The following is an 18,487-nucleotide window of genomic DNA, read 5'->3' as shown; positions in this document are numbered from 1 at the left end:
GCTCACCATGATGAGCAAGACGGTCTACACCTTCTGCCGATACTGCCTGGCGTCGTGCGGCCTGGAGGTGACGGTCGACGACAACCGCGTCACCAAGATCGCCGCGGACAAACAGAACCCGCACAGCTGGCAGGACTTCTGCGCCAAGGGACGTACCGCACACCAACTCGTCGAACATCCGCGACGGATCCTTCACCCGATGCGCCGCGTCGGCGACTCCTACGTCGAGGCCACCTGGGACGAGGCCATCAGCGACATCGCCGCCAGGATGAACGCCGCGATCGACGCGGGTGGTCCCGACGCGGTCGGCGTCTATTACGGCAATCCATCCGGGTTTTCGTCGTCGAACATCATCTTCATGAACGGCTGGCTGGACGCGATCGGCACGCACAGCCGCTACTTCGTCGGCTCGGTCGACCAGAACGCGATGCACGTCGTCGCCGCCGCGATGTACGGGTCGATCCTGATGGCGCCCGTGTCCGATATCGACAACTGCGACTACTTCCTTCTGGTCGGCACCAACCCGGCGGTGAGCGCGTGGAACTGGCTGGAGACCGTACCCGGCGGGTGGCGGCGCGCGCTCGCACGTCAACAACAGGGCGCCACGATCGTCGTGGTCGATCCGCTGCGCACCGAATCCGCCGAGAAGGCCGACGTGCACCTTGCGGTGCGGCCCGGACAGGACTGGGCGCTACTGCTGGCCATGGTGAAGGTCATCCTCGACGAGGGCCTCGAGCATCGCGGCGACTGCACCGAACTCGCCACCGGAGTGGACGATCTGCGCGCACTGGTCGCCGATGCGGATCTCGATGATCTGGCCGCCCGCTGCGACATCGCACGCGACCGGATCGAGCAGGTCGCCCACGACTTCGCCGCGGCGCGCGGAGCCATGGTGGTCACCCGGACCGGGGTCTCACTGCACCTGACCGGCACCGTCGCCGAGTGGCTGGGACACGTGCTCAACGTGATCACCGGCCGAATGGACCGCCCCGGTGGGCGTCGCTACGAGCCCGGCTACGTCGACGCGATCCGGATGTCGGCGATGGTCAAGGCCAAGCCGCATCACAGCCGACTGCTGGGCCGCGAGATGGTCGCGGGCGCACACGCGCTCAGCGAATTGCCCGACGAGATCACCACTCCCGGCCGCGGCCAGATCCGGGCGATGCTGATCAACTGCGGCAATCCCGTGGTTTCCGGGCCCGACGGCGCCAAACTCGACCGCGCGCTGGCCGATCTCGACCTGCTCGTCGCCATCGACTTCGTCCAGCGCGAGAGCCACCGCCACGCGCACTGGCTGCTGCCGGCGGCCCACTGGCTGGAACGCAGTGACCTGCTCGCGTTCACCAGCAACATGCACGACGAGCCGTATCTGCATTACGGGGCCAAGGCCGTCGAGCCGCCGCCGGACGTCCGGGAGGAATGGCACATCTTCACCGACCTGGCGATCGCGATGCGCAGACCTCTGTTCCGCGCGCGCGGCCTCAACGGGTTCATCACGGCGACCCGGGCGTTGGCACGGCTGACCCGCAAGCCGAACCTGGAGTTCGGCCCGCACTGGATCGACCGGCTTGTCGTCGCGACCGGACGAAAGTTCAACGGACGCCGGATCAAATGGCGTGATGTCACATCGCATCCCCACGGCTGGGTGTTGGGGCCTCGCGAGTTCGGGCATTTTCGCGACGCGCTGCGAACCGACGACAAGAAGGTGCACGCCGCGCCGCCGGAGTTCGTCGCGCGGGCCCGCGAACTGCTCGCCGGACCGCATCCCGAGCCGCCCATCGGCTATCCGTTCCAGCTGGCCAACCGCAGGCACCGGCACTCGATGAACTCGTGGCTCAACGACCTGCCCGGCCTGCATCCGGCGGGTAAGGGCAACGACGTCGTCATTCATCCGAAGGACGCCGCCGACTTGGGAGTGACCGACGGCGACCTGGTCAGCATCATCTCGCCCGTCGGCGCGATCGAGTTGAGGGCGGTGGTGAACGACCGGCCGCGTCAAGGCGTGATCATCGTCGACCACGGCTGGGGCTCAAGGGTTTTCGACCCCCGCGGTCGCGCCGAGCCGATCTCCTACGGCGCCAACCGCAACCTGCTGATCAACGGCGGACCGGTGGATCCGCTGTCGCAGACGTCGGCCCTGAGTTCGGCCTTCGTCGCCGTAAAGCGACGCGACAGCTAGAGTTTGGGGCCCTCGGCGCGTAAGTCATCGACGTTGCGCATCGCCTCGCGCAACTTGCCCAGCCACTCCTCGGCATGGTCGCCGACCAGTCGCACCGACCACGCCAGCGCGTCCGAACGCGACCGCGCCACACCCGCGTCCACCAGCGTGTCCAGCACCTGCCGCTCGGGCTGGCGCAGCCGCGTCATGACCGGCACGGCCAAGTGCGTGAACAGGATTCGTTCGGCGGATTCGCCGGCCCCCACCTGGACGCCCCACGCCACCTTGCGTCCGTAGCGCGCCTCGGCTTCGTCGGCAATGCGCATCCGCTCGGGCCGGGTCTCTTCGCGGAACCGCGCAACCCGTCCGGACGCACGCGCCTCACTCTCGCCGCCCTCGGGTTCGGGCAGGCGGCCGATGACCGTGATCTCCTCGCGGTCGACGACCACCGTCGGGTCGCCGGCGAACCAGCCCTCGGGAAGCCTGCCGGCGAACCAGTCGGGCGCGTCGCCGGCGTCGGGTTGCGCAGCCTGTTGCCAGCCGCCCGGACGGCGCCGGCCATGGATGTTGTGTCTCATGATTACATGATTACTCCGTTACACGGCGGATGGTAGGGGATTCGCCTCAGAGCGAAACGACCTGCTTGACCTCAACCGATATTGAGCTCCTACCGTCACGACCATGAACCGACCGACGTTGTCCGACGATCCACGCCACCTACAGGAAGCTCAAGCGGCCGTTGACGCCTTCGTCGCCGAACTACAGGCGGCGATCGACACCGGTGACGCCGAGTTGTACAACGCTCATTTCGCCGACGACGTGCTGTGGGGCAGCCCGTACGGCGCCACGGTCCCCGGCTACGACACCCTGCATGCCATTCACCGCCGCCTGTTCGCCGCGGCGGTCGCCGGGCCGCGGTCGCGCTACGAGGCGGTCGCGGTCAGCGCGCCCGCACCCGGCGTCGCCGTCGCGCAGGTGAGGCGGACGGCGTTGACGGAAGACGGCACACCGGTTCCCATCGAACAGGAAGCGCCGTTCTCGGAGATGGCGCTCTACGTGCTGGTGCGCCACAACGGGCAGTGGTGGCTCGCGGCCGGACAGAACACGATCGTCCGGCCGACGCCCACCGATCGGTTGAGCTAGTTGCGCTTGAGCAGCAGCGCCGCGCCGCCCGCCACCACCATGCCGATCAACAGCAGCACGGCCAGCGCCGGGCTGACCAGCCACCACACCAAACCCACCACGAGTAGCGCCGGCGACGCGACGAACAGCACCATGCCCGGATGCTGCTTGATGACCGCCACTGCGCTCTGCGCTCGCACCCGGTCAATTTCCTTTGCCATAGCCCAAGAATGCCAGTCGTCCGGTTAGTTTGGTGCCCATGACCGCACCTAACAATGGAAGCTGGCGCCCGGATCCCGAGGGCCGCTACGAGTACCGCTGGTGGGACGGCCAGCGCTGGACCGATCAGGTGTCGCATCAGGGCCAGGTCGGTCGGGCACCGCTGGGGGGCCCGCCGCCGGCCGCCGCGCAAGGCCGTCCGCAGGGGCCGCCACCACCCCAGGCGAGCACGGTCGGCCAGCCCGGAGGGGACGGTTTCGCGGGCATCACCGGCGATCTCGTCGACGGCAGGTTCAGCGAGAAGGAAGCCAAGCCCATCGCGAACCAGAACACCAAACTGCTGCGGGTGCGCCTCGGCGAGCCGTTCATGGCGCGGCAGGGAGCGATGGTCGCGTATCAGGGCAACGTGGACTTTGCGTTCGAGGGCGGCGGCGCGTCGAAGTTCCTGAAGAAGGCGCTGACCGGAGAAGGCTTGCCGCTCATGCGTTGTCAGGGACAGGGCGACGTGTTTCTCGCCGAGCGGGCCTACGACGTGCACCTGCTGAACCTGGCGAATTCCGGCCTGTCGATCAGCGGCAAGAACGTGCTGGCGTTCTCGTCGAGCCTGGACTGGAACATCGAACGGGTGAAGGGCGGCAGCATCGCCACGGGCGGGCTGTTCAACACCACGCTGCGCGGAACCGGTTGGGTGGCGCTGACCACCGACGGTCCACCGGTCGTGCTCAACGCCGCCGAGGCGCCGACCTTCGCCGACACGAACGCGGTGGTGGCATGGTCGGCGAATCTGCAGACGCAGCTCAAGACGAGCTTCAAGGCGGGCGCGCTGATCGGACGAGGCTCCGGCGAGGCGGTTCAGGTGTCCTTCCACGGCCAGGGCTTCGTCATCGTTCAGCCCTCGGAGGGCGCTCCGCCGGTCGCGACGCAGTAGGTCAGAGTTCGAGCAACACGGTCACCGGGCCGTCGTTGACGAGCTCGACGGTCATGTGTGCACCGAACACGCCGGTCTCGACATCGGCACCGAGTCCGCGCAGCGCGTCGGCGAGGGACGTGACGAGCGGTTCGGCCACGGCACGGGACGCCGCCGCGTTCCACGCCGGGCGCCGGCCCTTCGCGGTGTTGGCGTAGAGCGTGAACTGGCTGACCACGAGGATCGGCGCACCGACGTCGCTCGCCGACTTCTCGTCATCGAGAATCCGCAATTGCCAGAGCTTTTCGGCCATCCGCCGAGCCTTGGCGGCGTCGTCGTCGTGTGTGACGCCGACGAGCGCGAGCAGACCCTGACCCTCCGGCCGGATGGCGCCGACGACGTCGCCGTCCACCGTGACCGCGGCAGAGGTGACCCGCTGAACGAGAACCCGCATGGCTGCCGATGCTGCCACGCTCGCCGGCACGTAGACCTGGTAGGGCATACCCTACGGGGGTACAGTTTGCCCGCATGAAGCTGAACAGCATCGAGCGCGCGGTGATGAACAACCCCGTGCGGGCCGCGCACCAGCACACCCGCGAGGCGGCATGGTTTCGGCGGCTGGCGGGCGGCGACCTGGCGGGTCAGCACGTTCTCGAAGTCGGCTGCGGCCGCGGCGTCGGCGCCGAGGTGATCCTCGACCGGCTCGGCGCCCAGAAGGTGACGGCCTTCGACCTCGACGACACGATGGTCGAGTTGGCCCGCAGGCGGCTGCACGGGCGGCCCGTGTCGCTGACCGTCGGCGACGTCTGCACGATCGAGCAGCCGACCGGATCCGTCGACACCGTCGTCGACTTCGGCATCATCCACCACGTACCCAACTGGCAGGACGCCATCGGCGAGATCGCCCGTGTGCTGCGCCCCGGCGGCTTGCTGCTGTTCGAGGAGGTGCCGCGGCGCATGCTCGAGTCGTGGACGTTCCGGACCTTCACCGTGCATCCCCTCGAGAACCGGTTCGACGGCGACGAATTCGCCGCCGAACTCGCACGACACGGCCTGCACGGCACCGGCACCGTCGAGCGCAGACTGGGCGGCATGCTGTTCGTGGGGGCCGCGCGCAAGACCTGATTGCATACCCCACGGGGGTATAGGTATGCTCGGGGTCATGACCACTACGACGACAGTCACCGTCACCGGCATGACCTGCGGGCATTGCGCGACATCCGTGCGTGAGGAGATCAGCGAGATCACGGGTGTGACCGGCGTCGACGTGAACATCGCCAGCGGTGCGGTGACCATCGACAGCGTCGGGCCCGTCGAACCGGCCGAGATCAGAAGCGCCGTGGAAGAAGCCGGCTACCGGCTGGCGAGCTGATGAAGACCGGGCCACGGATCGCCGCCTTCCTCACCGCACTCGCGGTGGTGTTCGCGGTCGCGGTGTGGGTGGGCAAAGCGTTCGGACCGCAGGGAGATATCACGGTGCCCGCCCATCCCACCGGTCACGACGCCCGCACTGCTGCGCAACAGCCGGGCGGATTGCAGGCGAGCCGGGGCGGCTACACCCTCGCGCTGGCTCAGTCGATTCCCTCGGCGGAGCCGAATTCGCCGCTGCGGTTCCGCATCCTCGACGACGCCGGTGCGCCCGTATTGCACTTCGAGGAGTCCCACGAAAAGCTGGTGCATCTGATCGTGGTTCGCAACGACTTGACCGGGTTTCAGCATCTGCATCCCGTGCTCGACGACCGTGGAACGTGGAATGTCCCGGTCGATTTCAGCCGCGCGGGTGACTACCGGGTGTTCGCCGACTTCGTGCCCGCCGGCGGGCCCGCGCTCACCCTGAGCGCCAACGTGCACGTGGCCGGCCCGTACCAGCCGCGGCCGTTGCCCGCGGTCGACGCGTCGTCGACGGTCGACGACTACACGGTGACGCTGCGCGGCTCGCCGAAAGCCGGTGAGGGGTCGACTCTTACGCTGACGGTCAACCGTAACGGCACCCCGGTCGACGATCTGCAGCCGTACCTGGGGGCCTACGGTCATCTTGTGGCGTTGCGGGCGGCGGACCTCGCATACCTGCACGTGCATCCGATCGGGGAACCCGGCGACGGGGTCACGCCCGCAGGCCCGACCGTCGACTTCCACACCACGTTCCCCAGTGCGGGCGAGTACCGGCTGTTCTTGGACTTCAGGCACGGCGACAAGGTCCGCACGGCCGAGTTCACGGTGTTGGTCGACCCGTCCGGACAACAGCACTCCCCCACCCAGGAGCACGGCGGAGACGGCCATGGCCACTGACACGATCGAACTGTCGATCGACGGCATGACGTGTGCGTCTTGTGCGAACCGAATCGAGAAGAAGCTCAACAAGATCGACGGTGTGATGGCGACCGTCAACTTCGCGACCGAGAAGGCACGCGTCGAGTACGGCGAGGACGTGACGCCCGAGGCACTGGTCGCCACCGTCGAAGAGGCGGGCTACCAGGCGCATCTGCCGGATGTGCAGGAGGCCGCCGACGATGACGACCCGACCGCCGCCCTGCGGCACCGTCTGCTCGTCTCGCTGGCGCTGACGGTTCCGGTGATCGCGATGGCGATGATCCCCGCGCTGCAGTTCACCAACTGGCAGTGGCTGTCGCTGACACTGGCGGCGCCAGTGGTGGTGTGGGGCGCGTGGCCGTTCCACCGCGCGGCGTGGACAAACCTGCGGCACGGCGGCGCCACCATGGACACGCTGATCTCGATGGGAACCGTTGCGGCCCTGGGCTGGTCGGTCTATGCGCTGTTCTGGGGCACGGCGGGCATACCGGGGATGACGCATCCGTTCTCGCTGACCCTCTCGCGCGCCGACGGCGCCGGCAGCGTCTACTTCGAGGTCGCGGCCGGGGTGACCACTTTCATCCTCGCCGGACGGTACTTCGAAGCGCGCTCGAAGCGGCGGGCCGGCGCGGCACTACGCGCGCTGCTGGAACTGGGCGCCAAGGACGTCGTGGTGCGCAGAGGCGCTGAGGAACAACGGATTCCGCTCGGCCAGCTGGCCGTTGACGACGAGTTCATCGTCCGGCCAGGCGAGAAGATCGCCACCGACGGCGTGGTGGTCGAGGGCGCCTCGGCGGTCGACGCGTCCATGCTCACCGGCGAGTCGGTGCCGGTGGACGTCGGCCCCGGCGATGAGGTCGTCGGCGCAACGGTCAACGTCGACGGCCGGCTCGTGGTGCGGGCGCGGCGGATCGGCGCTGACACCCAGCTCGCTCAGATGGCGCGCCTCGTCGAGGACGCCCAGAACGGCAAGGCGCAGGCGCAGCGGCTGGCCGACCGGATCTCGGGTGTGTTCGTGCCGATCGTGATCGCCTTGTCGGCGGCGACTCTCGGCTTCTGGCTGGGCACAGGCGGATCGGTGGCGGCAGCGTTCACCGCGGCGGTCGCGGTGCTGATCATCGCGTGCCCGTGCGCGCTGGGATTGGCCACGCCGACCGCGCTGATGGTCGGCACCGGCCGCGGCGCGCAACTGGGCATCCTGATCAAGGGGCCGGAGGTGCTGGAGTCGACGCGGCGCATCGACACGATCGTGTTGGACAAGACCGGAACGATCACCACCGGCAAAATGACCTTGATCGATGTCGTGACCGCCGAAGACGAACAGCCCGACGAGGTGCTGCGGATGGCAGGCGCGGTCGAGAACGGCTCGGAGCATCCGATCGCCAGGGCGATCGTGAAGGGCGCGCGGGAGAAGGTCGGTGACCTGCCCTCGGTCGAGCACTTCGCCAACCGGCGCGGTCTGGGCGTGAGCGGGCTCGTCGAGGGCCGCGACGTCACAGTCGGTCGGCAGCAGATGCTGACGTCGCACGTGTTCTCCGACTCCTTGAAAGCGGCGGTCCGACAAGCGGAGTCGCAGGGCCGCACCGCCGTCGTCGTCGGCTGGGACGACACGATCCGTGGCGTGCTGGTGGTCGCCGATACGGTCAAACCGACGTCGGCCGAGGCGATCTCCCGGCTCCGCGCGCTGGGTTTGACGCCGATCATGGTGACCGGCGACAACGAGGCGGCAGCGCACACCATCGCCGGACACGTGGGTATCGGCGACGTCGTCGCCGAAGTGCTGCCGCACGACAAGGTCGAGGTCGTCAAGCGCCTGCAGTCCGATGGCAAGGTGGTGGCGATGGTGGGCGACGGCGTCAACGACGCGGCGGCGCTCGCGCAAGCCGACCTCGGGCTTGCAATGGGCAGCGGCACCGACGTCGCGATCGAGGCCAGCGACCTGACGGTGGTACGCGACGACCTGAATGCGGTCCCCGACGCGATTCGCCTGTCCCGCAGGACCTTGGCGACGATCAAGGGAAACCTGTTCTGGGCCTTCGCCTACAACGTCGCAGCGCTTCCCCTGGCGGCGGCGGGTCTACTGAACCCGATGATCGCCGGCGCGGCGATGGCGTTCAGTTCGGTGTTCGTTGTCAGCAACAGCCTTCGGCTGCGCCGCTTCACCGCTACAGCGTCGCGTTGATCGGCCCCAGCATCTGACAGTTCGGCTCCAGCGCATCCTCGAAGACCTTGCCGCAGCCGCGTCCGCTTGCGATATAGGCCGCGCCCGGCCGATACGGCTCCAGGTACACCTGCGCGGCACCCGGCCCCCTGGCCTGCGTGCACTGCCCCTGTGAATCCTGTCCGGCGATGTGGACACAGGCGACGCTGTACGCCGGCCGGAACGGACCCCAACAATCGTTGAACGAGACCGTCGCCGTCACCTTGCTCACGCCACCGGTGTTCACGACTTGTGGCGGCGACAGCGTGTAACCGCACGCCGGGGGTGGCGGTTGGGCCTGCGCTGGGGCCAGGCCCAGGAGGCCGCAGGGCGCGACGAGTAGCGCGGTCAGCACAGCTTTGACGACCCGGCTCATGCCTGGATGGTAGATCACTGCCACGACCTCGGATCCGAAATGAGAGCGGTTGTCCCCTACGGTCCTTCGCTGTCTTTGGGGAGGTGCTCGGGGGTTTCTTCGGGGGCGAGGTACTTCTCGGGGCGGTGGTAGTTGTTCACCCGCGTTTGGCCGGTGTCGAGATCGGGTGGGGGTAGCCATTCGATGCGTCCGTCGTCGCGGACCCGTGTCCTCCAGCCGCCCTTGGTGACGAGCCGGTTGTGCGGTCCGCACGCGAGGGTCAGATCAGTGATGTCGGTGTTGCCACCCTGGGCCCAGTCCGTAGAGGCGTGGTGAACCTGACTCCAGTAGGCCGGCGCGGTACAGCCGGGTTTGGAGCAGCCGCCGTCGCGGTTGTGCAACACGATGCGCTGACCGGGGGTGGCCAAGCGTTTGGCCCGGCCCACATACATCGGGATCTCGCGGTGGTCTTCGTAGATCACCAGATAGTGGTCGCTGCTGGCGGCCATGCGGATCACATCAGCCATCGGCAACAAGGTTCCGCCCCCGGTGACCGCGAGCCCGGCCGCCGAGCGCAGTTCTCTGAGGGTGGTGGACACCACGATGGTCGACGGCATTCCGTTGTGCTAACCCAATCGCCCGGAGGCCAGTAGCGCGCGGCACATGGCGGTGAGGGCATCGTGATTGCGCTGCCCCTGCGAGCGCCCGTCGCTGATTTGGTTCTCAGCACACGCGGGTTCATCGACGCATGGGTCGGGGTCATCGGGATTGCACATCCCCGGCGCGGCCTGCTTGGCCAACACGGCATCGAGCGCCGCGCGGGTCTCGGGATCGAGCAATCCGCGCAGGCGGCTCATCCCGTCGCGGCCCTGCGGGCCGATCTCGAGGTAGCGCTTGCGGGCACGCTCGCGCTCGGCCTCATCGGGCGGAACGCCGTCCTCGTCGAGCAGCTGGATCAGCCGGTCGGCGACTTTGCGCAACTCCTCGGGCCGCAAACCGCATCCGGCGCGGACCAGGTCGGCCTCCGCCAGTTCACGGGCCTGATAGTTCACATGCGCGGACAGGTGAATGAAGAATTCCTCGATGATGCGCACATGTTCCGCGCCCACCTCACCGCGAGCCTGCGCGGCAGCCGTGGTCTCCAGGACCGGGGCCAACGGCTCACCGGTCAACGCCCGCCGGGGACCCAACACCGCCGCCGCACCGATCCGCCGCTTGGCCTCCGCGCGCGAAATCCGCAAAGTCGTGGCCAACGCCTCCGGCCATGACGACGCCCCCAACGCCTTCGGGTCGTCGTCTGCCACCAACCGGGCAATGACCGCGTGATCGACAACGGGCAACGCGCTGAACAATCGCTCCCGTCTCGCGAGCAAGGCGACCAACTCAGCAGGTCTCAAGGCGTCCAGCGACACGTCGGCTGCTTTCTGCAGCGCCGACTCGAGCTCGTCGTAAACCGCGCGAACATCCTGTTGTGCAAAGCCCTCTTGGACCATATTTCGAACAATAGTTCGAGTCACCCGACAAGATTTGTCAGTCGTCCGTCTTGCGCACTCGGAACAGCTTCACGTCGGACTTGAAACCCTTGAGGTGCCGCGCTCCGGCGAATGAGCACGCGAACCGCTCGTCGTCAGAGATGGCGTCGCGGGTCGATTCGGAAACGAGGACCGAACCCGGCCGCGCGGCACCGGTGATACGGCTGGCGAGATTGACCGAGCTGCCGAACCAGTCGCCCGCCCGGCTCACCGCCTTACCCGTCGCCACACCAACGCGGAGGCGGGGAAAATCCTCGTCGTCATCGGTCCGCTCGAGCAGCGTTAGCACGCCGTCCAACAACGGAACCGGTTCCGTGCTGACGAGCATCACCTCGTCGCCGATCGTCTTGACGAACCGCACCGGCGGCGCAGACACCTCGTGCGCGAGATCGAAGAGCCGGTGGGCGAGCCGTTCGAGGTCTTCGGGGGGAACGGCCTCCCCGAGCCGGGTGAAGCCGACGAGATCGGCGAACGCGATCGTCACGAGCCGGGCACCGGGCAGCCGTTGACCCTTCGCCCGCTCGGAGGCCGTGATCGCCTCGGTCTCCATGAGATGGCGCAACTGCAACCGCAACAAATCCTGGATCATCGGTCCGAGTAACGGATCAGCCATGCGGATGAGGGCTTCGGCGTTCTTGGCGATGACGAGTTCGGACGCGCTCGGGTCGAGCACGGAAGCCAGCCCCGCGTAGCGCATCACCTCGGCCGCCTTGGCCAACCCGTCGGCGAGCACCCGGGTTATCTGAACGATCTGGTCAGGCAGGATCCCGATCTCGATGAACCGCTGCGCGAAGGCTGCGGCCTCGGCGTCGGCGCGCAGGTGGACGGCCGCGTCGGGATCGTCGACGGTGGGCAAGCCCATCGCGTGTTGGATGCGCTGCAACAGGTCGAGATCGATGCCGGTCTTCTCACTGGTTTCTCTCGCGGAGACATACACACCGTCGTCACCGAGCACTTGACGCGCACCGAGCAACATTGGCAGGTAGGCGTTTCGGATCTCCTCGACGGAGATGCCCCTGCCCAGCAGCCACGGAATCAGCTCGGCGCGTTCGGCGCGCGCCGCACCTTCGAGTCCGTCCAGCAACCCGGACGCGTCGACGTCGAAGTCATCGGCCACCGGCTCAACGTATACCGCGTGCGATCATCGCAGCATGGGTTCGCCGGTGCTGCACGGGTTGCCGCCGATCGTCGCCGAAGGGGCGCGCACGTTGATCCTGGGCAACATGCCCAGCGTGATGTCGCTGGCCGCTCAGCAGTATTACGGAAATCCACGCAATGCCTTCTGGCGCATCGTCGGTGAGGTTCTCGGGTTCACCGCGGACGCAGCCTATGAGCAGCGGTGTGCCGTGTTGACGGCTCACCAGATCGCTGTCTGGGACGTGCTGCGGTCCTGCCGGCGCGAAGGCAGCCTGGATTCCGCGGTCAAGCCGGACAGCATGGTGCCGAACAACTTTCAGCAGTTCTTCGCCGAGCATCCGGGCATCACTCGCGTGCTGTTCAACGGCGCCGCGGCGCAGAAGAATTTCACCCGACTCGTTTCCGCCGCACCCGAACTGCCCTACCGGCGACTGCCGTCGACCAGCCCGGCGCAGACCATGCGATATGTGGACAAACTCGCAATCTGGCGCGAAGCCATCACCGCACGCCGCTAGCGAAGGACCAGGCGGACGGTGAGCGCCCCGGTTCGGCCGCTACCGTGGCGGGATGTCCTGTGTGTTCTGCGCCATCGTTGCCGGCGAGGCGCCGGCCATCCGCATCTACGAGGACGACGACTATCTCGCGATCCTCGACATCCGCCCCTTCACCCGCGGCCACACGCTGGTCATCCCCAAACGGCACACCGTCGACCTGACCGACACGCCGCCGGAGACCGTCGCGGCGATGGCGCGGATCGGTCAGCGCATCGCCCGGGCCGCGCGCAGGTCCGGACTGCACGCCGACGGCAACAATGTGGTGATCAACGACGGCAAGTCCGCATTTCAATCGGTGTTCCACATCCATCTGCACGTGTTGCCCCGGCAGAGCGGCGACAAGCTGTCGTTCGCCAAGAACATGCTGCTGCGCCGCGACCCCGACCGGGAGGAATCCGGCCGCCTGCTGCGTGAGGCCCTGGCGCAACTGGACTCCGCTGCGCAAGACTGACGTCATGAGCATGCCCTGGTGGGAGAAGTACGTCGGATATCCGATGCTGTTACTGCACGACAAGCTCTACAAGGGCACCAACGGCCGGATCGGGCACACGATTCCGGGTGCTCCGCCGATGCTGATCCTGCACACGGTCGGCGCGAAAACCGGTCTGCAGCGGGCCAATTCGCTCGCCTATGCCCGCGACGGCGACGACTACCTCGTCGTCGCATCCAAAGGCGGCGAACCCAAGGCACCGGGTTGGTACCACAACCTCAAGGCCAACCCGAACGTCGAGATCAACGTCGGACCCCAGCGCATCAAGGTGACGGCCACGCCGGTCACCCGCGACGATCCCGACTTTGCGCGGCTGTGGGAGATCGTCAACGACATGAAGGCCAACAAGGACCGCTACAACCAGTATCAGAAGCGCACCACGCGGCCGATCCCGGTGGTCAAGCTGACGCCTTAGAACAGCTCCTTGGCCAACAATTCCAACGTCTTCTCGCGCGCCGGCGCGGTCGCCGGATCGGTGCCGTGGCGTGCCGAGGCCACCGGGTTGACCATGACCTCGTCGACTCCGAACTCGTCGGCCAGCGCGCGCATCTGATCGGCGGCTTCTGACGGATCGCCGACGACGGCGCGCCCGAACGCCGCTTCGGCGATTCGCTGTGCCTGCGGCGCGAGTTCCTGCCGCTCCGCGTCCTCGACGAGATCCAGCGGGCCCAACGGCTGGCCAGTTCGCAGCCGCGCCATCATCTGGAGGTTCGGCAACGCCAAAGCCGTTGCTTCTCGGCGTGTTTCGGCAACGACCGCGTTGACGGTGAGGAATGTGAGGGGTTCGGAGGCCAGCTCGCTGGGCCGGAACTCGGAGCGGTACGCGGCCAGCGCCTCCGCGGTGCCCTTGCCCGAGAAATGATGGGCGAACACGTACGGCAGGCCCTTGGCGGCGGCCAGGTGCGCCGAGTACATCGACGAACCCAGGAGCCACAGTTTCGGTTCGCTCACCGCCGCGGGCGTGGCCTTGAGGATGTAGCGCTGGTTCGGGATCGGCACCCGCACGCCGCGGGCGCCCATCAGCGCGACGACGTCGTCGAGGTAGTCGGGAAAGGCCTCGATGTCACGATCGTCGCGGCCGGCAGCGCCCCGCAGCGCCATCGACGTCACCGGGTCGGATCCGGGTGCGCGGCCGATGCCCAGGTCGATACGCCCGGGGTGGGCGGCCTCCAGCAGCGCGAACTGCTCGGCCACGGCCAACGGTGCGTGGTTGGGCAGCATCACCCCGCCGGAGCCGAGCCGCAGCTGCTCGGTGTGCGCGGCCAGGTGCGCGATGAGCACCGGTGGGCTGGTCGCCGCCACCGCGGGCATGTTGTGGTGCTCGGCTACCCAGTAGCGCGTGTAACCGAGGCGGTCGGCGGTCTGCGCCAGCCGGGTCGACGCCGCCAGCGCGTCCGAGGTCGACTGGTCGGTGCGCACCGGCACGAGATCGAGAACTGATAAGCGCATTACTGTGTCAACACTGCCCTACGCGGATGGCTTCCCGCGGATCGGGTTGCTCCTGTAACAACTTCTTGATGGGCCCGAGCGCGCGTTCGACGCTGACGAAGCGCATCGCCAGCTCACGGATCACCGTCAGGGTTCGGCTGCGGTGGAACATCAGGTTCGCGAGTTGACGTGAGTTGTTTTGTGCGGCCTCGACCCGCGGCCGCTGCAGGCGTTCGTATGCGCGCAAGAGATCGGCAAGCGCGGAACCGCCCGATTGGCGCAGAATCCCGGCGAGCACCCAGGCCGACTCCATCGCCATCCCCGCGCCGATGCCGGCGGTCGGCAGGAACCCGGCGGCCGCGTCGCCGAGCAGCACTGTGCGCCCGGTGGTCCACTCGGGTGCGCGGCAGTCGGTGAGCGACCAGTAATAGGGGTCGGGATCGTCGAGCACCGCCGTCAATGCCCGGTCCAGCCGTGGGCTGACATCCTTGAGTTGGCGGCGGGTCTTTGCGACGAACGATTCCGGGCCGGCGGCGGTGTCGGCGCGTGGGCCTCCGAAGAACACGCCGACTTCGCCCTTGACGGGATACAGACCGGCGAAATAGCCAGCGCCCCACCATTCTTCACCGAGATCGGAGTCAGCGTCCTCGGGGGCCCACACCACCCAGCCGCCCCATTTGGTGTCGACCACCTGAACCGACCGCTTGCCCAGCACGAATTGACGGGTGTCCGAATGTATTCCGTCGGCGATGACCACGAGATCGAAGGTCAACCGGTGCGAGCCGTCGGGCGTCGACACCGTCACCTCAACCTCATCGGGGCGTTCGATGAGGTCGGTGACCGTCGAACCGAACGTGGCCGCGCCGCCCTCGCCGGAGAGCGCGTCGATCAGCTCGCCACGCCCGATGCCGCGGTAGTCGCCGAAGCGTGCCAGGATCGCCGACATCGAGTCCTCACGCAGCTTGCGACCGCTGTGCCCGTGGACGGCGTACCGCCCGAGCGGGGTGCTGGCCGCCCGGTACGCCTCGTGCACGCCGAGATCGTCGAGCGCGGCGTCCACCATCGGCATCAACGCCAGCATGTAGCCCTGGGCCGACGAACTCTCGGCGCGCTCGATCAACACCGGGTGGCGGCCGTCGCGGCGCAGCAGTTGCGCGGCCGTGACCCCGGCGATGCCGGCGCCCACCACCAGCACCCGCAGCTCGTCGGTGGCCGCCTGTTCGTATTGCTTTTCAAGGCTCGTCGGACTCAACATATTTTTCACCGTACCATTGTGTGGACCGGCCGGTCCACTTTGTTATCCTGAACCGTGACCTCGGGACGGATCGGACGTATGCCGGCAGCGCGACGGCAACGGCTCGTAGAGGTGGCCGCCGCTGAATTCGGTTCTGCCGGTTATGAACAGGCGTCGCTCAACCGCATCATCGAGCGGTGCGGGATGAGTAAGAGCTCGTTCTATTATGTGCTGTCCTCGAAGGCCGAACTCTATGAATTCGTCGTGCGGGAATTGATCACGGATGTGGCGGCGGATATACCGGTCGTCGCGCCTGAAGATTTCGCCGGTGAGCAATTCTGGCCACGACTCGAACGGTTCTTCACCGACCTCGTGCTGTTCTCGCAGCGGCAGCAGAAGTTCCTGCTGCTGGGGCGGATGTTCTACCTGCAGGCGCCCGACCCCGCCAGGTCCGCGGTCAGCGGAGCGCTCGACGCCGTGCGGGACTGGGTGCAGGAGGTGTTGCGCGTCGGTCGTCGGTGCGGCGCGGTCCGCACCGACCTTCCCGAGCCGTTGCAGGCGGAGTTGATCTTCCGGATCCTGCAGGTGTTCGACGAATGGACGCTAGCCCATTACGACGACTTTCCCGTCTCGGCGCTACAGGAGCTGGCCGACGCGCAGTTCGCGACTATCCGACGGACGCTCGCGCCTTAGCCTGCCGGAACACCTCGTCGAACATCTGCGGCGTCAGCTTTCCCGTGAACGTGTTCTGCTGGCTGGGGTGATAGCAGCCGATCAGCGTGACGTCGCCGAGCTCGGCGGCGGCACCGTGGCCGAACTTCGGCGCGGGTGTCGGCACCGTCACTCCGCCGGTGCGCAGCATCTGCAGCGCCGCGCGCCACGCGAACCCGCCGAGCGCCACCACCACCCGCACGTACGGCGCCGTCAGCCGCCATTCGGCGTCCAGCCACGGGGCGCACGTCGCGCGCTCGGCCGGTGTCGGCGCATTGCCCGGCGGTGCGCAACGCACCGACGCGGCCACCCGGGTTTCGTTGAGCACCAAGCCATCTCCGGCGTCTACGCAGACCGATTGATTGGCGAGGCCCACCCGGTGCAGCGCCGCGAACAGAAAGTCGCCGGACCGGTCGCCGGTGAACACCCTGCCTGTCCGGTTCGCGCCGTGCGCCGCGGGCGCCAACCCGACGATCAGAATGCTTGGCCGGGCCGCTCCAAACCCGGGCGCCGGACGGCCCCAGTACGGTTCGTCGGCGTACGACTTGCGCTTGACGACGGCGACCTCCTCGCGCCACTCCACCAGGCGAGGGCAGGCCCGGCACACCGACACCGCGGCGTCGAGCTCGTCGAGCGACCGCACCGCCGCGGCCATCGACGCCACGTGCGCGGCCGTCGACGCCACCGCGGTGTGCGGCGTCGCGGGATCGCCGGGCCAACCCGAGCCGGGAGGCACCGGCGACGCGAACCGCGCACCGGTGCGCGGGTGAGGCAATTGCACGCCCACCACTTTGCCCGCGCGCATAATTCGGATGCCGGTCGGCCCCGGCCGCTGCTAGATTCTGCCGCGGTAACCATGACGCACAGCAGGCGCGGCCCCCTTCTGTTGATCCTGTTCGCCGCGCTGATGGCCGGTGCAGGCAACGGCATATCGCTGATCGCGTTTCCGTGGCTGGTGTTGCAGCGCAACGGCTCTGCGCTGGAGGCCTCGATCGTGGCGATGGCGGGCACACTGCCGTTGCTGATCGCGACGCTGATCGCCGGCGCCGCGGTCGACTATCTGGGCCGGCGGCTGGTCTCGATGATCTCCGATGCGCTGTCCGCGTTGTCGGTGGCCGCCGTCCCGGTGCTGGCGCTGACCTTCGGCGTGGGAGCCGTCAACGTCGCGGTGCTGGCGGTGCTGGCCGGGCTGGGCGCCTTCTTCGACCCGGCGGGGATGACCGCGCGCGAGACGATGCTGCCCGAGGCGGCGACCCGCGCGGGGTGGACGCTGGACCGCGCCAACAGCGTCTACGAGGCCGTGTTCAACCTGGCCTACATCGTCGGTCCGGGCATCGGCGGCCTGCTGATCGCGACGCTGGGCGGCATCAACACCATGTGGGTCACCGCGCTGTCCTTCGGGTTGTCGATCGTCGCGATCGGTGTCCTGCGACTGGAGGGCACCGGCAGGCCCGACCGCGGCTCGCTGCCCGACGGGGTGTGGGCGGGCATCGTCGAGGGCCTGCGATTCGTCTGGAACAACAAGGTGTTGCGCACGCTGGCGTTCGTCGACCTGACGGCCACCGGCCTGTACATGCCGATGGAAAGCGTGCTGTTCCCGAAGTACTTCACCGACCGCAACGAACCGGCGCAGCTCGGTTGGGTGTTGATGGCGTTGAGCGTCGGCGGTCTGGTCGGTGCGCTCGGTTATGCGGTGTCGTCGAAATACCTGAGTCGGCGGGTGACCATGCTGGCCGCCGTGCTGACGCTCGGGGTGGCGATGACGGTCATCGCGTTCCTGCCGCCGCTGCCGGTCATCCTCGTACTGTCGGCGATCGTCGGGCTGGTCTACGGGCCGATCGCGCCGATCTACAACTACGTCATGCAGACGCGGGCACCCCAGCATCTTCGCGGCCGGGTGGTCGGGGTGATGGGATCGCTGGCCTACGCCGCTGGGCCGCTGGGCCTGATCGTGGCGGGCCCACTGGCCGACGCCGCGGGCTTGCACCTGACTTTCCTGGCGCTGGCACTGCCCATGCTGCTGCTCGGGATCGTCGCGGTGTTCCTGTCGGCGTTACGCGAACTCGACCGCCCGCCGACGGTGTGACCGCTCGACGCCGCGATCGCGGCCGGGCCGCGACCGCACAGGCT

The 18,487-nt window shown here is 67.9% G+C and carries 20 protein-coding genes and 1 pseudogene; 12 read left to right on the top strand and 9 right to left on the bottom strand.

Annotated features, from left to right (window positions below):
- Window positions 1-10: 10 nt before the first annotated feature.
- The gene (locus tag AU187_RS16140) at window positions 11-2,179 is read left to right on the top strand and encodes a molybdopterin-containing oxidoreductase family protein (RefSeq protein WP_082683860.1); all 2,169 of its coding nucleotides are present in this window, start codon (window positions 11-13) and stop codon (window positions 2,177-2,179) included.
- Here the strand turns inward: AU187_RS16140 and abmR are convergent.
- Entirely contained in the window at window positions 2,176-2,736 is a 561-nt protein-coding gene (gene abmR, locus AU187_RS16135; protein ID WP_059097817.1) for an ATP-binding transcription factor AbmR, read from the bottom strand. The genes AU187_RS16140 and abmR overlap by 4 nt on opposite strands.
- 103 nt (window positions 2,737-2,839) lie before the next feature.
- Here abmR and AU187_RS16130 point away from each other — a divergent pair, with 103 nt between their 5' ends.
- Window positions 2,840-3,301 carry an SgcJ/EcaC family oxidoreductase gene (locus tag AU187_RS16130; RefSeq protein WP_059097818.1) on the top strand — a complete coding sequence of 154 codons (462 nt, stop codon included), beginning with the start codon at window positions 2,840-2,842 and terminating at the stop codon, window positions 3,299-3,301.
- On the opposite strand, the gene AU187_RS16125 is transcribed toward AU187_RS16130, so the two are convergent.
- A complete protein-coding gene (locus AU187_RS16125) occupies window positions 3,298-3,501 on the bottom strand; it encodes a hypothetical protein (RefSeq protein ID WP_059097819.1) in 204 nt (67 codons plus the stop codon). The two genes, AU187_RS16130 and AU187_RS16125, sit on opposite strands and share 4 nt — an antisense overlap.
- A 38-nt stretch (window positions 3,502-3,539) precedes the next feature.
- On the opposite strand from AU187_RS16125, the gene AU187_RS16120 reads away from it, so the two are divergent.
- Window positions 3,540-4,427 carry an AIM24 family protein gene (locus AU187_RS16120; RefSeq protein WP_059097820.1) on the top strand — a complete coding sequence of 296 codons (888 nt, stop codon included), beginning with the start codon at window positions 3,540-3,542 and terminating at the stop codon, window positions 4,425-4,427.
- Between the two features lies 1 nt (window position 4,428).
- On the opposite strand, the gene dtd is transcribed toward AU187_RS16120, so the two are convergent.
- The gene (gene dtd, locus AU187_RS16115; RefSeq protein WP_059097821.1) at window positions 4,429-4,860 is read right to left on the bottom strand and encodes a D-aminoacyl-tRNA deacylase; all 432 of its coding nucleotides are present in this window, start codon (window positions 4,858-4,860) and stop codon (window positions 4,429-4,431) included.
- 74 nt (window positions 4,861-4,934) lie between these two features.
- Between dtd and AU187_RS16110 the strand changes: the two genes are divergently transcribed.
- Genes AU187_RS16110 through AU187_RS16095 form a run of 4 tightly spaced genes read left to right on the top strand, consistent with a single transcriptional unit; the run spans window position 4,935 to window position 8,898 of the window.
- Window positions 4,935-5,531: a class I SAM-dependent methyltransferase gene (locus tag AU187_RS16110; protein ID WP_059097822.1), complete on the top strand. Its 597-nt coding sequence runs from the start codon at window positions 4,935-4,937 to the stop codon at window positions 5,529-5,531.
- A gap of 37 nt (window positions 5,532-5,568) precedes the next feature.
- On the top strand, window positions 5,569-5,778 hold the full coding sequence (locus AU187_RS16105) for a heavy-metal-associated domain-containing protein (protein WP_059098382.1): 210 nt from the start codon (window positions 5,569-5,571) through the stop codon (window positions 5,776-5,778).
- Window positions 5,778-6,695 (top strand): DUF8832 domain-containing protein, encoded by a 918-nt coding sequence (locus AU187_RS16100; protein WP_059166915.1) that lies wholly within the window; start codon window positions 5,778-5,780, stop codon window positions 6,693-6,695. The genes AU187_RS16105 and AU187_RS16100 overlap by 1 nt, the downstream gene beginning before the upstream one ends.
- Window positions 6,685-8,898 carry a heavy metal translocating P-type ATPase gene (locus AU187_RS16095; RefSeq protein WP_059097824.1) on the top strand — a complete coding sequence of 738 codons (2,214 nt, stop codon included), beginning with the start codon at window positions 6,685-6,687 and terminating at the stop codon, window positions 8,896-8,898. The genes AU187_RS16100 and AU187_RS16095 overlap by 11 nt, the downstream gene beginning before the upstream one ends.
- Here AU187_RS16095 and AU187_RS16090 read toward each other — a convergent pair.
- The 3 genes and pseudogenes from AU187_RS16090 to AU187_RS16080 form a co-directional block, all read right to left on the bottom strand.
- On the bottom strand, window positions 8,882-9,292 hold the full coding sequence (locus tag AU187_RS16090) for a hypothetical protein (protein WP_059097825.1): 411 nt from the start codon (window positions 9,290-9,292) through the stop codon (window positions 8,882-8,884). The two genes, AU187_RS16095 and AU187_RS16090, sit on opposite strands and share 17 nt — an antisense overlap.
- A 56-nt stretch (window positions 9,293-9,348) precedes the next feature.
- Window positions 9,349-10,764: pseudogene (locus tag AU187_RS16085) on the bottom strand (HNH endonuclease signature motif containing protein).
- Window positions 10,765-10,801: 37 nt separating this feature from the next.
- A complete protein-coding gene (locus tag AU187_RS16080) occupies window positions 10,802-11,920 on the bottom strand; it encodes an adenylate/guanylate cyclase domain-containing protein (RefSeq protein ID WP_059097826.1) in 1,119 nt (372 codons plus the stop codon).
- A gap of 34 nt (window positions 11,921-11,954) precedes the next feature.
- Here AU187_RS16080 and AU187_RS16075 point away from each other — a divergent pair, with 34 nt between their 5' ends.
- The 3 genes from AU187_RS16075 to AU187_RS16065 are packed head-to-tail and all read left to right on the top strand — an operon-like array spanning window position 11,955 to window position 13,399.
- The gene (locus AU187_RS16075) at window positions 11,955-12,455 is read left to right on the top strand and encodes a DNA-deoxyinosine glycosylase (RefSeq protein WP_059097827.1); all 501 of its coding nucleotides are present in this window, start codon (window positions 11,955-11,957) and stop codon (window positions 12,453-12,455) included.
- A 52-nt stretch (window positions 12,456-12,507) separates the two neighbouring features.
- Complete coding sequence (locus AU187_RS16070) at window positions 12,508-12,945, top strand: HIT family protein (RefSeq protein ID WP_059097828.1); 438 nt, start codon at window positions 12,508-12,510, stop codon at window positions 12,943-12,945.
- 10 nt (window positions 12,946-12,955) lie between these two features.
- Window positions 12,956-13,399 carry a nitroreductase family deazaflavin-dependent oxidoreductase gene (locus AU187_RS16065; protein ID WP_082683861.1) on the top strand — a complete coding sequence of 148 codons (444 nt, stop codon included), beginning with the start codon at window positions 12,956-12,958 and terminating at the stop codon, window positions 13,397-13,399.
- Here AU187_RS16065 and AU187_RS16060 read toward each other — a convergent pair.
- Together AU187_RS16060 and AU187_RS16055 are read right to left on the bottom strand one after the other, a co-directional pair.
- The gene (locus tag AU187_RS16060) at window positions 13,396-14,433 is read right to left on the bottom strand and encodes an LLM class flavin-dependent oxidoreductase (RefSeq protein ID WP_059097830.1); all 1,038 of its coding nucleotides are present in this window, start codon (window positions 14,431-14,433) and stop codon (window positions 13,396-13,398) included. The genes AU187_RS16065 and AU187_RS16060 overlap by 4 nt on opposite strands.
- Before the next feature lie 7 nt (window positions 14,434-14,440).
- On the bottom strand, window positions 14,441-15,667 hold the full coding sequence (locus tag AU187_RS16055; RefSeq protein ID WP_059097831.1) for an FAD-dependent oxidoreductase: 1,227 nt from the start codon (window positions 15,665-15,667) through the stop codon (window positions 14,441-14,443).
- Window positions 15,668-15,745: 78 nt separating this feature from the next.
- Between AU187_RS16055 and AU187_RS16050 the strand changes: the two genes are divergently transcribed.
- On the top strand, window positions 15,746-16,339 hold the full coding sequence (locus tag AU187_RS16050; protein WP_059097832.1) for a TetR/AcrR family transcriptional regulator: 594 nt from the start codon (window positions 15,746-15,748) through the stop codon (window positions 16,337-16,339).
- Here AU187_RS16050 and AU187_RS16045 read toward each other — a convergent pair.
- Window positions 16,314-17,138 carry a uracil-DNA glycosylase gene (locus AU187_RS16045; protein WP_156425478.1) on the bottom strand — a complete coding sequence of 275 codons (825 nt, stop codon included), beginning with the start codon at window positions 17,136-17,138 and terminating at the stop codon, window positions 16,314-16,316. The genes AU187_RS16050 and AU187_RS16045 overlap by 26 nt on opposite strands.
- 75 nt (window positions 17,139-17,213) lie before the next feature.
- Here AU187_RS16045 and tap point away from each other — a divergent pair, with 75 nt between their 5' ends.
- A complete protein-coding gene (gene tap, locus AU187_RS16040) occupies window positions 17,214-18,443 on the top strand; it encodes a multidrug efflux MFS transporter Tap (RefSeq protein WP_059097834.1) in 1,230 nt (409 codons plus the stop codon).
- Window positions 18,444-18,487 lie beyond the last annotated feature (44 nt).

This window comes from Mycobacterium sp. IS-1556 (genome assembly GCF_001499985.1).
Taxonomy (GTDB): Bacteria; Actinomycetota; Actinomycetes; order Mycobacteriales; family Mycobacteriaceae; genus Mycobacterium.
Note: the sequence above shows the minus strand (reverse complement) of the source record. Positions and strands in the feature narration are given on the sequence as shown.